The 12,599-nt window shown below is 38.8% G+C and carries 13 protein-coding genes, 1 tRNA gene and 1 other annotated feature; of the genes, 4 read left to right on the forward strand and 10 right to left on the reverse strand.

The genetic code is table 11. The features are described 5' to 3' along the window. Positions 1 to 72: 72 nt before the first annotated feature. The 7 genes from AC4J95_RS15120 to rplU all read right to left on the reverse strand — a co-directional run bounded on the left by AC4J95_RS15120 (position 73) and on the right by rplU (position 7,730). Positions 73 to 2,847: a sigma-54-dependent transcriptional regulator gene (locus AC4J95_RS15120; protein WP_494550583.1), complete on the reverse strand. Its 2,775-nt coding sequence runs from the start codon at positions 2,845 to 2,847 to the stop codon at positions 73 to 75. Positions 2,848 to 3,242: 395 nt separating this feature from the next. Further along, positions 3,243 to 4,682, reverse strand: coding sequence for a TrkH family potassium uptake protein (locus tag AC4J95_RS15125; RefSeq protein ID WP_494550584.1), 1,440 nt, complete (start codon positions 4,680 to 4,682; stop codon positions 3,243 to 3,245). Between the two features lie 12 nt (positions 4,683 to 4,694). Beyond that, on the reverse strand, positions 4,695 to 6,071 hold the full coding sequence (trkA, locus tag AC4J95_RS15130; RefSeq protein WP_494550585.1) for a Trk system potassium transporter TrkA: 1,377 nt from the start codon (positions 6,069 to 6,071) through the stop codon (positions 4,695 to 4,697). Between the two features lie 303 nt (positions 6,072 to 6,374). Beyond that, positions 6,375 to 6,641: a SemiSWEET family transporter gene (locus AC4J95_RS15135; protein ID WP_494550586.1), complete on the reverse strand. Its 267-nt coding sequence runs from the start codon at positions 6,639 to 6,641 to the stop codon at positions 6,375 to 6,377. Positions 6,642 to 6,747: 106 nt separating this feature from the next. Continuing rightward, positions 6,748 to 7,041, reverse strand: a complete 294-nt coding sequence (gene rpmA, locus AC4J95_RS15140) for a 50S ribosomal protein L27 (RefSeq protein ID WP_216410451.1) — start codon at positions 7,039 to 7,041, stop codon at positions 6,748 to 6,750. Positions 7,042 to 7,053: 12 nt separating this feature from the next. After that, complete coding sequence (locus tag AC4J95_RS15145; RefSeq protein ID WP_316404711.1) at positions 7,054 to 7,404, reverse strand: ribosomal-processing cysteine protease Prp; 351 nt, start codon at positions 7,402 to 7,404, stop codon at positions 7,054 to 7,056. Positions 7,405 to 7,421: 17 nt separating this feature from the next. Then, positions 7,422 to 7,730 carry a 50S ribosomal protein L21 gene (gene rplU / locus AC4J95_RS15150; protein WP_010740661.1) on the reverse strand — a complete coding sequence of 103 codons (309 nt, stop codon included), beginning with the start codon at positions 7,728 to 7,730 and terminating at the stop codon, positions 7,422 to 7,424. Positions 7,731 to 7,750: 20 nt separating this feature from the next. Further along, positions 7,751 to 7,822 (reverse strand) — a sequence feature (ribosomal protein L21 leader region). Positions 7,823 to 7,941: 119 nt separating this feature from the next. Between rplU and AC4J95_RS15155 the strand changes: the two genes are divergently transcribed. From AC4J95_RS15155 to AC4J95_RS15170, 4 genes are all read left to right on the forward strand, one after another. After that, positions 7,942 to 8,589 (forward strand): uracil-DNA glycosylase, encoded by a 648-nt coding sequence (locus AC4J95_RS15155; protein ID WP_494550587.1) that lies wholly within the window; start codon positions 7,942 to 7,944, stop codon positions 8,587 to 8,589. Further along, complete coding sequence (locus AC4J95_RS15160; protein ID WP_494550588.1) at positions 8,589 to 9,257, forward strand: O-methyltransferase; 669 nt, start codon at positions 8,589 to 8,591, stop codon at positions 9,255 to 9,257. The genes AC4J95_RS15155 and AC4J95_RS15160 overlap by 1 nt, the downstream gene beginning before the upstream one ends. A gap of 100 nt (positions 9,258 to 9,357) precedes the next feature. Beyond that, the gene (locus AC4J95_RS15165; protein ID WP_494550589.1) at positions 9,358 to 10,197 is read left to right on the forward strand and encodes an alpha/beta hydrolase; all 840 of its coding nucleotides are present in this window, start codon (positions 9,358 to 9,360) and stop codon (positions 10,195 to 10,197) included. 59 nt (positions 10,198 to 10,256) lie between these two features. Beyond that, positions 10,257 to 10,330 (forward strand) — tRNA-Arg (locus AC4J95_RS15170). A gap of 168 nt (positions 10,331 to 10,498) precedes the next feature. Here the strand turns inward: AC4J95_RS15170 and AC4J95_RS15175 are convergent. The 3 genes from AC4J95_RS15175 to AC4J95_RS15185 form a co-directional block, all read right to left on the reverse strand. Continuing rightward, positions 10,499 to 11,926: a site-specific integrase gene (locus AC4J95_RS15175; RefSeq protein WP_270791299.1), complete on the reverse strand. Its 1,428-nt coding sequence runs from the start codon at positions 11,924 to 11,926 to the stop codon at positions 10,499 to 10,501. A 24-nt stretch (positions 11,927 to 11,950) separates the two neighbouring features. Further along, on the reverse strand, positions 11,951 to 12,142 hold the full coding sequence (locus tag AC4J95_RS15180) for a helix-turn-helix domain-containing protein (RefSeq protein ID WP_333562609.1): 192 nt from the start codon (positions 12,140 to 12,142) through the stop codon (positions 11,951 to 11,953). 251 nt (positions 12,143 to 12,393) lie between these two features. Next, a partial coding sequence (locus AC4J95_RS15185) for a hypothetical protein (protein ID WP_494550590.1) occupies positions 12,394 to 12,599 on the reverse strand: 206 nt, incomplete at its 5' end.

A 12,599-nucleotide genomic window follows, 5' to 3' on the forward strand; every position in this document is an offset into this window, starting at 1 on the left:
TTCTTTAGTTATCGCATTTATGACAATACACAAAAAGGGATACAGTATACTGTATCCCTTTTTGTGTATTGTTTATGCTAGAATTTCTTCATTATTCTTAAGCAATTGATAAATATAGTATCGTTCTGAGGTTGGTATCGTGATTTTCAGTTGGCTCTCTAGCTCATTCAATCCACGGTTCATTACAACGTTATCAGTCACGCTCTGGTAAATCCGTTTCGATTCATCGTCCACCTTCAATGGCTGCTGTAATATTCCTCGTTCGATCGTTCCAGCCATATGCATGACGAAATTCACCATCAAGGCATAATCAGATGAATCGCCATCATTACTGATGACCGTTTTGGCTAAACGCCATAACGGATCAATCAGTTTGTTCGGATTGATAAAAGTAAAGCTTTCTTCCATAAACTTGATACACAATTCCCGTGCCTTGTTTGCATCAAGAACAACCTCTTCCTGCTCTGACAAATCATTTTCCAACAATAGTTCGTCTAAAATTTGATCTGCTTTTTGATTAATGAATTTCTCCATTGGAATATATGGCGCGCCGACTTTCGGGTCCATAATTCCTGTTGTTGCTAAAATTTTGTATTCTTCTTTAAAAGCAGGGACTTTCGTTTTGATATCAGCAACAGCTAATGTCAAAACGTCGATATGTTTTAAGTTGCGCTGCTGCAGTGGGCGTTCGATGATTTCCTTCAAACGCTGAGCAGTTCCTTCGCCAGAAGCACAAATAGCTAAGATTGCTTGCTTTTCCTGCGGCTCTTCCTTTTCTGTCGTAACATGACCATACCCACGGAAACCTTGTAGCGATTCATATAATTCATCTACACCGGAACCCAATACACTTGATTTCCGAGCGGCTTCAATCAATAACGGTGTTGTGACCATGTCTAAGGTGCGAACTTCAATCCCGGTGTCCGTTTCGATTTCTTCATTAAAAGTAGCTAATGACCCCATGTCCACCATAATCAATACCCCGCTGCCCTCATCAATCTGGGTCACAGCTTCACGCATTTTTTCATAGGCGACTCGCGGATGCATGTCTAATGGCATATCTACCGCAATGATATTAGAGACATCCAATAACTCACGAACAACTTGCGCCATCGAGGTCGCGGTACTATTTCCATGAGCAGCTACGACCACACCAATCCTACCAGATGATTGATCTTCTCGTAAGGAAACCAGTAGTACAGTTAAATAGTAATCTTCGCTGTCAGGAATCACGACTTGAAATTCTTTTTCGACTAGCCGACGAATTTCACGAGCTACTGCGAATTCTGTTGGATAGTCTTTTGCCATTTCCCGAATATTGGCATTGGTCTCGCGTGTTTCTCCCACATGAATTTTTTTCAAGAAGGAAGAAATGTGCAGACTCATGGCATAAATAAAGTTTTGCTGAAAATGTGTTTCCAGCCGTTCACTAACTAGTACTGCGATTTGATTGCTAATCTCGATCACATGCTTATCAACAAACTCAGTTAAACGGGTCTCTGTATCAAAACTAAAGCCATGATCTTTATAAAATGATTTCAAATGTACATTAATATCGGTAGAAATAAAATGATTGATTGTTTCTTGATCGAGGCCTTCCGTTTTTAACAAAGCAGCTTTATCGCCGATAATATCATATAAATTATATGGTAGTTCATACGTGTCCGTTTTGATCAGCTCATCGATTTCATTTGGTGTGACAATCATTTCCGGCTCAAGATACGGCGAGATATCGGTTGATTTGATTCGATCAGCGGAAAGCTGAACCAACCCGGCTTTGATTCCCTCTGTCAAATCATTCAAGGTAATATGAATCTCTTCCTGCATCATATGATTCATAAAGCCGCGAGCACAAATTAGCTGAACATTTGATTTTAACTGTCCAACATTGCCATAAGAGACACTGCCTAATAAGGCTTTTACCACATCTTCGTTCAACGTAATCTTTCGTTGAATCCGATTGGCCTCCATCGCCACCATTACCCGTACCAAATCCAACTGTTCTGCCGCTGGTCGACTGCTAAAGGCGGGCATTTGAATATTGATTGGTATTCGGCGGACAAAGGTATCCAGCAATGCTGAATGAGGGTCTTCCGTTGTTGCACCAACAATTCGAACATTTGCAAAACGATTTTTTCCTGTTTCACCAAGACGGCTATAAGTTCCGTGATCCATAAAATAGAAGATCATTTCCTGACCTTCCGGCGGCAAGCGGTGAATTTCATCTAGAAAGAGCATTCCGCCATCAGCCTGCTGGATCAGTCCATCTTTTTCTGTATCCGCACCAGTAAAGGCGCCCTTTTCATATCCAAATAGATGACTCATTAATAATTCTGGATTATTGGCATAGTCAGCACAGTTGAAAACAACTAGTTCTCGATCTGGTTCAACTACTCCTTCAGTTTGTGCAAATTGAAACATTGCGTGAGCGAAAAACGTTTTACCCGAACCAGTCGGGCCTGTAATCAAACAATTCAAACCGCGCGGCGGATACAAGATCGCTGCTTTGGCTTGTTCGACAGCGTTACGCATGCTTCCGGTAGAACCGATGATCTGTGTAAACACATTGCCGGTATTTTGATTTAGAATTTTCTTCTCCGGCGGTTCTACAACACTTGTTTGTATGTGAGGTGCTTCGGTATCAAACGACGTTTCGGCTGATTGGTTCGAAACAAAATAGCGAACAGGTCTTCCTTCACTCTTACTTAGGTGCCCATCCTTGACTAGAAGATTTAAATCTTTACTGGCATTTGTCCGTTGAATATCCAATGAATCTGCTACGTCTTTTGTCGTTACGTTTGCATTTTCTGAAACAAAGCGATAAATGCGGTCAATCCGTCGTTCCATTCAGTCACCTTCTTTATTAGTGTATTCCTATATATTCATCATCTATATTTTTTATTAAAAAGTCAAATATTTAGAGAATAAATAATACACTATTTTTTTTAAATTTGAAAGTTTTTGGGAATCCTGCCTTTCACACCTTAACTATATTTAATGATTTTTATAATATCTTAGTATTTGATTATGGTCGTATTTTGTTTTGAGTCGAATTTCTTCTATTATATAAAGAAGACAACCTCAGTTCTTTTTCTGAAATAAAAATGAACGTTATTATCCTGACCATCTGCCAATCAAAGTATAGTTTTTATTTCCAGCAAAAGAAACCTTAACATTTTTGCTATTGTACTAACCAAAAAATCTTATCTCAAAAAAGAGATAAGATTTCTAAGTAACTATAGTTAACTCCTCCACAAAGATTTGGAGAAGAGCAATAAAACCGGAAACATCTCTAATCTGCCTGCTAACATGGCAAAGGAAAGTGTCCATTTGGAAAGATCAGATAAGAATCCGAAATTCCCGGTTGGTCCGATCGCTTTGAATCCTGGCCCGACATTGTTGATACATGTTGCAACCGCTGAAAACATCGTCTGGAAATTGATATTCTCTAGTGAGAGGATCAACAATGACGCAACAAACACCAGAAGATAAAGTACTAAATATGCATGGATATTGCCGATCGTCTTTGGTGCAATCGTTTCTCCTTCATACTCTAAAGATGTAACGCTGCGTGAATGAAGAACCTTTTTCATTTCTTGAAACGCATGTTTGATCAGCATTTGAATCCGCGAGACCTTGATCCCGCCGCCAGTGGAACCAGCACACGCGCCGACAAACATTAATAGTAGCAGGATCACCTGAGAAAACATTGGCCATAGATCGTAGTTTGTCGTGGTAAAACCTGTTGTCGTGATAATCGAGGCAACTTGGAATACCGCGTAACGAAAGGCCTTCAGATATGATGGGTATTGAGACGAGATATTGATTGTAATCAAGATCGTCGATGCCGCAATGATTCCCAGATAACCACGCAATTCCTGACTTTTCAAGACTGGCGCGATTTTTCCGATAATAAAGAAATAAATCAAGTTAAAGTTGATTCCAAACAGAATCATGAAGACGGTGATAACACCATCGATATAGGCGCTATTATAGCCAGCAATCCCGGCATTACTCATAGAAAAGCCGCCGGTCCCGGCTGTCGCGAAGGAATTCAAAATACTATCGAAGACCGGCATTCCACCCAGCACCAGTAAAATAATCTGTATCAACGTCAATACTGTATAGATCACGTATAAGATTCGCGCGGTCACACTAACCTTCGATACTAACTTTCCGATAATTGGTCCCGGCATCTCAGCTTTCAAGATGTGCATTGTTCTGCCTGAAGCGATGGGAATAAACGCGACGGTAAATACCAAGATACCCATACCGCCGACCCAGTGAGTAAAGCTGCGCCAAAACAAACTTGCCTGACTAATATTATCTAGTGTCGTCAGAATCGAAGACCCGGTCGTTGTGAAACCAGAGACTGTCTCAAAAAAAGCATCTGCCAATGATGGAATTTCACCTGAAAGCATAAAGGGAAAGCAGCCGAACAACGAAAGCAACGCCCAGCTGACTCCAACGATAAAAAATCCCTCTTTAGCAAAAATATTGCGATTCTTAGGTTTTTTCCAGCTCAACAAGGTACCGACTATAAATACCAAAACTGCTACGATCAGATAAGATAGCCCTTCCTTTTCTCGATAAATCAATCCGACAATACAAGGCAGCAGCAGCAGAATGGACTCTACTTTCAACAATTTGCCAATAGTAAAAATAACCATCTTTTTATTCATTGTGCTTCACCGCTATCTCCTTACCAGATCATTTAAACTACAGATTTTTCGATCCGTCGTAATAATCACGATATGATCTTTTAAGCGGATCTCGGTGTCGCCCTTCGGAATAACAAAGCCGCGTTCACGAGAAATCGCCGCTATTAAGATGTTGTTTTTCAATTTCACTTCTGAGACTTTTTTGTTTAGGAACGACGTTTGCGGAGTTACGATAAATTCCATTGCATCCACATCATCATTATCATCGCTGAATAAATGATGCAGTGTTTTGACGCTGCTGTCATCGTCCTTGTTGTTTTTCGCACGAACATAGCGCAGAATGTGCGTCGCAATAATATTCTTAGGCGAGATCACACTATCGATATCCAACTGATCCAAGACATTCATGAAATTCGTACGGGTCACTTTGGCTACGGTCTTTTTTGCCCTCATCTGTTTCGCATATAACGAGATCACGATATTTTCTTCATCAAGTCCGGTCAATGCCAGAAATGCATCGACAGACTCGATCCCTTCTTCAATCAGGACCTCCTCATCACTGCCGTCCGATTCAATGATCGTAGCGTCTGGCAACTTAGTAGAAAGCTCTAAACAACGTTTCGCATTATTCTCAATGATCTTGACTTGAATACCATGTTCACTTAATTGACGCGCCAGATAGTAGGAGATGCGGCCACCGCCAACGATAATGATCCGCTTGGTTTTCTGTTCAAATAGATTAATATCTTGGCAAAATCGAACCAAGTCGCGATGTTGTCCCATCACATGGATCCGATCCCCTCGTTCAAGCACAAAATTGCCGTCAGGAATGATCAGTTCATCTTTTCGCCGTACCGCACAAATCAATACATTTGTTTTAGATACCTTTCCTAGACGATTCAGCGACACGCCAATCAGTCGCGCATTTTCCCTCAAGCGGAATTCCGCCAGCTCAATTTTCCCGCCGACAAAAGTATCCACCTTAAAAGCAGAAGGAAATAGCAAAATACGACGAATCTCGTTCGCTGCCTCTAATTCTGGATTGATGATCATTGATAATCCCAGCTGATCCCGCATGAAGGAACGCTGTTTCAAATACTCCGGATTCCGAACACGAGCGATCGAATTTTTCGCGCCCATTTTTTTCGCCATTAAACAAGCCAAAATATTCAGCTCGTCAGATTGCGTCACTGCGATGAAAATGTCTGTGTCATCGACACCTGCTTCCATCAATATATCGTATGTCGCACCGTCTCCTACCACTCCTAATACATCGAACTGATTGACGATCGACTCCACTTTTTCTGCATACAAATCAATGACGACCACATCATAATCATAATCCTCATCAGACAAATGCTGAGTCAATGCTTTACCGACTTTACCAGCACCTAAAACAATAATTTTCATTCTATCCTCCTGTATTGAATTTGATATTCTTATTGTCCATTCTAGCCTTTTCTATAAGGGAAAACAACGGACATTACGAAAAGAGTTTTTCCATAATTATTCAAAACAGAAGGCTTTTTTGGGTGATTATAAATAAAAAAGTAGGAGTTAACACGATTACCCAATCAGAACCAAATATGTAATAAAAATAGTTAGATAAAAACTATTATTTCACGAAAAAATTAATCTGCCGTTGTGTCAAAATAAAAAGCAGTTAAAGTAAAAAAACTACTCTAACTGCTTCTTTAAAACTTAATCTCCGTTTTACATTAACGCTGTAATGAATGTAAGTGCGCCTAAAAAGACTCCCGGCACATTCGCAATAATGATGGGATAATCCTTTTTCTTTTGCATGGATGCATAGATCACCCAAAAAAAACAGTTGACCATCGCTACCATCGGCTGAATCGGATTCCCTTTATTCCCTGCCAAGTTATTCATAATTTGCGGGATATAGGATACATACATCAGTACCGATAAGGTTGAAGCAATTCTTCCGAAAATCAATATCGTTTTTTCTTTATTAGCCAATAAAAACACCTCAAACTTCTTTCATTAGTAAAATACTACCCCAAGTTGATGAAAGAAGCGAAAAAAAAGCCCTAACCCTGAAATCAGGATTAGGACTTCAAATGTCTTATGCTTCTTGAGCGACTGGGTATACAGACACTTGTTTTTTGTCGCGACCTTTACGTTCGAAACGTACTACGCCGTCAACTTTAGCAAACAATGTGTCATCGCCACCGATACCTACGTTTGCACCAGGGAAAATTTTAGTACCACGTTGACGATAAAGAATTGATCCACCAGTAACAGTTTGACCATCAGCACGTTTAGCGCCTAAACGTTTTGATTCTGAGTCACGTCCGTTAGAAGTTGAACCGCCACCTTTTTTGTGGGCGAATAATTGTAAGTTCATATTCAATAACATGAGCTGCACCTCCTATGATTTAGATTCTGTATGGATCTCAATGAAATCCAAATACTCTGTTTCGATTGATTGCAAGCCTAATAATAAATGCTCCAGCAAAATTTGCGAGATATTCATCTGCTCTTGGGTCATCGATTCATCTAAGTTCAAGACTACATGAAGGTAACCACCTTCAGTATCATTGGTCTCGATGTTCGGAGTGACACCTGCTAGTGCATCCAAGCTATTTACGGTACTAATGGCTAATGCAGAAACAGCGGAACAAACGATATCGCTACCGTAAGGACCTGCTTCAGCATGACCTGTCAACGTAAATTCGCTGATTTGACCTGCATGATTTCGAGTGAATGTACCTTTGATCAACTTAGGCACCTTCTTTTTTATGCTTTGATTGAGTCAATGACAACTTTAGTGTAAGGTTGACGATGACCTTGTTTACGGTGTGAATGTTTTTTAGGTTTGTATTTGAAAGTAACGACTTTCTTTTGTTTGCCGTGTTTTTCAACAGTTCCTTCAACAGTTGCACCTTCAACGATAGGAGCTCCTACTTTGGTAGATTCTCCGCCTACTAAAACAACTTGGTCGAAGACAACTTTTTCGCCAGCTTCAACGTCTAATTTTTCAATGTAGACAGCTTGACCTTCTTCAACTTTGATTTGTTTTCCGCCAGTTTTGATGATTGCGTACATGCTTGTGGCACCTCCTTATAATATATACTTAGACTCGCCATCCCAAGTGACCGAAGTACTTAAGAACTTGTTCTGTGCGGTTGTAGCTGTGGGTTCCACAATTACAACATTCATAGTTTACTAAAAAAGATAGGTCAAGTCAATGATTAATTATTGACGCCTGCCCTGCTTTTTTCTACTATTAGAGGGATGACAAAGTGAGGCGAGGAAAATGGAGTACCCAAAAAATCTAGTCACGTTCGTTACTGAACGTTCAGAAGATTTTCAGCTTGAAGGATTTATTGCTGGGCAAGGTCCGCTTCAGCCGAAACTAATGTTGGTTGGCGAGGCTCCTGGACGTAACGAGGTCGTCAATCATATTCCTTTTTCAGGGGCTGCCGGTAAGGAATTGATCCAAGCGATGGCATCAATCGGACTCACTCGGGAAAATACTTATATCACTAGCGCTGTCAGAAGTCGTCCCTTTAAAATCGTCGAGCGCGTGAATAAGCGAACGCAACAACACGAAACTGTTTACCCGAACCGGACACCGAATAAAAAAGAAATCTTAGCTCATGCCCCGATTTTGGATTACGAACTGTCAGTTGTTCAGCCAAAAATTATCGCCACATTAGGGAATATTGGCTTGCAACGGTTACTTGGGCCAAAATGGCAGATTAGCGAACGACATGGCGAAATATATCATGGTCCTGTATTAGAGCTTAATCAAGAACAAAACAGCTATCAGCTATCAAAAAAAGAGTATACTGTCGTCCCTCTTTTTCACCCGGCAGCGATTTTTTATAATCGTTCATTGAGTGAAAAAATTAAGGAAGACTGGTTAAATTTAGGAAACTTACTAGAGAAAGAGGAAGAATAATGCGTAACGAAATGATGTACCGGCCGATTATTAATGAAGACATCTTGCACTACTTACGAACAGAACAAAAACAATTAACTGGATCACTAGGAGAATTAGAAGAACTGGCTCATGAAAATGGTGTACCTGTAATTCCCCACGAAACAGTTGTTTTCCTACAATTTTTACTGAAGCAGAAACAACCGAAAAACGTTTTAGAAATTGGTACCGCGATTGGTTTTTCAGCTAGCTTGATGGCTGAATCACTAGGGAAAGAGGCAAAAATTACCACAATCGATCGGTTCCCTGTGATGATCGAAAAAGCAAAGAAGAATTTTGCAAAGCTAGGATTAACAGAACAAGTTACTTTATTGGAAGGCGATGCAGCTGACTTACTCAGCACATTAGAAGGTCCCTACGATTTCATCTTTATGGATAGTGCAAAATCAAAATATATTACCTTTTTACCTGAATGTTTGCGCCTCTTATCAGATGATGGCGTTCTGATGGTGGATGATATCTTCCAAGCAGGAACAGTCTTGCAGCCGATCGAAGAAATCCCTCGGAAAAACCGTTCGATTCATCGTCATTTGAATGAATTTTTAGAAGAAGTCACCAAATCACCAGAATTAACCTCGACTTTATTGCCTTTAGGTGATGGTGTCGCATTGATTTCAAAAAATAAATAGAAGATTGGCGAAAATTTGAAACTTTTTTGAATTTTCGCCATTTTACTTGTACCTGAGAAAAATCGGCGTACACTAGGGAACTGAAATGGAGGAATTTTCTGTGAGCAGCAAAAAAATAGGAAGTATTTTATCAATCATCATTGTATGTATTCTCGGAATAATTCTATTCGAAACAAAAGACCATGTTCATGCCGAAAAAAATTCGAATAATCCCTTACCGATCCCAGCGCCTGTAATTATGGTTCCTGGCACAAATGGAGATGTTGATCGATTTAACAGCCTGGTTGACTCCTTGAGAGAGACAGAAAAAGGCGTTGATGAAGTGAAAATAACGGTGAATAAAGATGATTCGATCACCTCATCTGGTCACTTTACTAAAGATACAAAACGACCGATCATTGCGATTGCATTTGAAGACGGATCTGACCCATCACTGCCCAAGCAATCTCGCTGGTTCCAAAAAGCGTTAGAGTATGCCGAAAAGCATTACACCTTTAATACCTATGATTATTTGGGTTACTCAAATGGCGGCTTGATCATCACCGGCTATTTGGAAAACGAACAAAAGGCTGATGATCCAGCTCTTTATCACTTAATCACACTAGGCTCACCATACAACGATACTTCTTGGGATTATAATGAAAACAGTTCGACCTTCACACAACCTAAAGCGAAGAGCGATCTGCTGACTTATTATTTGAAGAACAAAAAGAATATTCCAAAAAATATTACTGTCTATAATATCGCGGGCAATGTAGATAATCAGAACTCTGACATGACCGTTCCTTTGACCAGTGTACTTGCTGGGCGCATGATTTATGGCGATAGTGAAAAATATAAAGAGATCATCGTAGACGAGCAAGCTGATCATGGCTCGCTGATTGAGAATCCGAAAACCTTGAAGCTGATCAAGGAATATCTTTTTGAATCAGTAAAATAACGAATTAGGTTGACAAGCAAAGGTAGTTTTTCTATAATAGTTTTTGTTGCAAAACTACTGTCACAGTAGCTCAGCTGGATAGAGCATCCGCCTTCTAAGCGGACGGTCGGGGGTTCGAATCCCTCCTGTGATGTAAATAGAGTTTAGTATGGTTTATCCTTACTACGCTTGGCATAATAATCTGTTAGTTGACCTCTAAATCTGCTAACAGATTTTTTATTTTCTCTTAAAATCATCGAAATTCTCCATTTCTGCTAACACTTTTGCTAACACTCTTTTTGACCGTTTCATAAAAATCCTGTTAGATCAAATCAGATAGATCAGTTTCACTTTCTAAAGACAACAACTTTTCCTTTAAATCATCGGGCAGCGACTGAATGATATTAATTATTTTTAGATTCTGATCAATGTCTTTTTCAATAGTAGAATCAGCTTCATAAAAAGTTTGATTTAATTTTTCTGCATTGAGTCTTCTGTCCTCGTCAATGATGTGAGTATAGACTTCTGTGACCATATCTGCTTTTGAATGACCCGTATCTCCTTGAACACTTTTTATATCACCATTAGTCATTTTAAGCTTGTAGTTGGTGCTTAAGTGTCTTAAGCTGTGAAATTCCACCTTTGGTAAATCAAACTCCGTACAGAGCTTTTTAAGCCGTTTTCCAATTATTTTATTTTCAACAGGATCACCATCCTCATGAGATACCACTAACTCATGATTGCTATACTCAGACCCAAAAAAATCCTTTAATGATTCTTGTTTAGCTTTATGTTGAACTAGCATATTGGCAACAGTTTTAGGTAACCAGACGGTCCTACGACTAGATTCCGTTTTAGGCGTCATCAAAACTAAACTTGTTTTATTTTTCTTACTAGATGGAAATACCTTGATGATATCTTTTTCACGCAATTGCTCAATTGCAGCTTTAGATACTCTTGAAAGTTGCTTTTCAACAGTTAACCTAGCTGTTCCATTGTTAATTGACTGCTCATCTATAATAATGTTTTCCCAAGTTAATCCAAGTATTTCTCCAATTCTTAATGAACAAGCGAAAGCCAGGTGCATACACAATTTCAATAGATTATCATCAGTCTTCTCAATGGCAAATTTAAATGTATCAACTTCCCAAACTTTTCTTTCATACTTAGGAATTTTAGGAAGAACGGCCATTTTTGCAGGATTCGTTGAAGTAGACGGAAGATACTCCCATGCAATAGCTTGAGTAAGTGCAGAACGAATTAAATCATGAATTTTCTTGATATTTGCTGGCTGCAATAATTTCCCGTTAGAAGGACGATTACCAGAGGCTTCTTTAACATCTAACAGCTCGTTATAATACTTCGATAGTTTCCTAGTAGAAAGTTCATCAAGTTTGATTTCTCCGATTATAGGATCAATATAGTTATCGATTAAAGCTTTCTTATTTCTATACGTTGTAACCGACCAGTTAGCTTGTCCATAAATTTCAACATAGATTCCTATAAATTCACTAAATGAAATTCTTTCATCAGTCTCATCTTCAATGTGCAATAACCCTTGAGAAAACTCTTTTTCATCGGGAACTAAAACAGATCCATGTACTGACTGATAATACTCAACAAATTTCTTTCGTTTGTTCGCCTCTGCCTTAGAAGAAAATGAATCCCATTTTTGTTTGCGTTTCTCTTCTTCATTAATATAACTGTAAACTACAACTATTTTTTTACTTCTTGGTATAATTGATGCCATTATAAATCTCTCCTAGATAAACAATTAAGCATCAGCAATATTGTTTAACCACTGATCAAAAGATTTTTTTGAAATACGTATAATTCGACCAACCCTTACATGCCTAAAAAGATTTTCATGAACTAGAGAATAGGCAGACTTATTACTGATATCTAAAATCTCAGCAATTTCATTTATAGAGTAGGTCCTTTTTGTTTCTTGGTTGTTTTTTCCTATTTATATCCCTCCAATTACAGTTAGTTGATTATGATAGCCTTACCATTATATCAATATTTATTAAGTTAATCATCGAGTATTCGTCTTTGCAAAATACTAATTTCAAAAAGTTCGCAATAAGCTAGATATTTGAAAGTAAATAATTGGCAAAATTTCTTATCTGTTTGAACTTCTACATTTTTACTCTACTTGGTTTATTTACTTTTAAACTGCTCTAGGAAAAGCACATAGGATTCTAACCTCTCCTCAGTCTATGAGAGCCTTGCGGAAGTATCATTATATCTTGTCACCATCATTGCAATTTGATTTCCTAAATCAAATTTTGTGTTAGTTAGTATTTCGCTCAGCAATTTCATGGCGTAACTACACAATGGCTCTTGTGACAAAGAATGTAATTTAAAAGTATGATATTCAATTTTCAATGGACTAACGGCATTAATTTTGCCTTCACTAAGTA

This window comes from Enterococcus sp. GPZ-007 (assembly GCF_059374735.1).

Bases quoted from the DNA above. Each gene is read 5' to 3' on its own strand.
- AC4J95_RS15120 (WP_494550583.1), bottom strand. From the start codon at position 2,847: ATGGAACGACGGATTGACCGCATTTATCGCTTTGTTTCAGAAAATGCA.
- AC4J95_RS15125 (WP_494550584.1), bottom strand. From the start codon at position 4,682: ATGAATAAAAAGATGGTTATTTTTACTATTGGCAAATTGTTGAAAGTA.
- trkA (WP_494550585.1), bottom strand. From the start codon at position 6,071: ATGAAAATTATTGTTTTAGGTGCTGGTAAAGTCGGTAAAGCATTGACT.
- rpmA (WP_216410451.1), bottom strand. From the start codon at position 7,041: ATGTTATTGAATATGAACTTACAATTATTCGCCCACAAAAAAGGTGGC.
- rplU (WP_010740661.1), bottom strand. From the start codon at position 7,730: ATGTACGCAATCATCAAAACTGGCGGAAAACAAATCAAAGTTGAAGAA.
- AC4J95_RS15155 (WP_494550587.1), top strand. From the start codon at position 7,942: ATGGAGTACCCAAAAAATCTAGTCACGTTCGTTACTGAACGTTCAGAA.
- AC4J95_RS15160 (WP_494550588.1), top strand. From the start codon at position 8,589: ATGCGTAACGAAATGATGTACCGGCCGATTATTAATGAAGACATCTTG.
- AC4J95_RS15175 (WP_270791299.1), bottom strand. From the start codon at position 11,926: ATGGCATCAATTATACCAAGAAGTAAAAAAATAGTTGTAGTTTACAGT.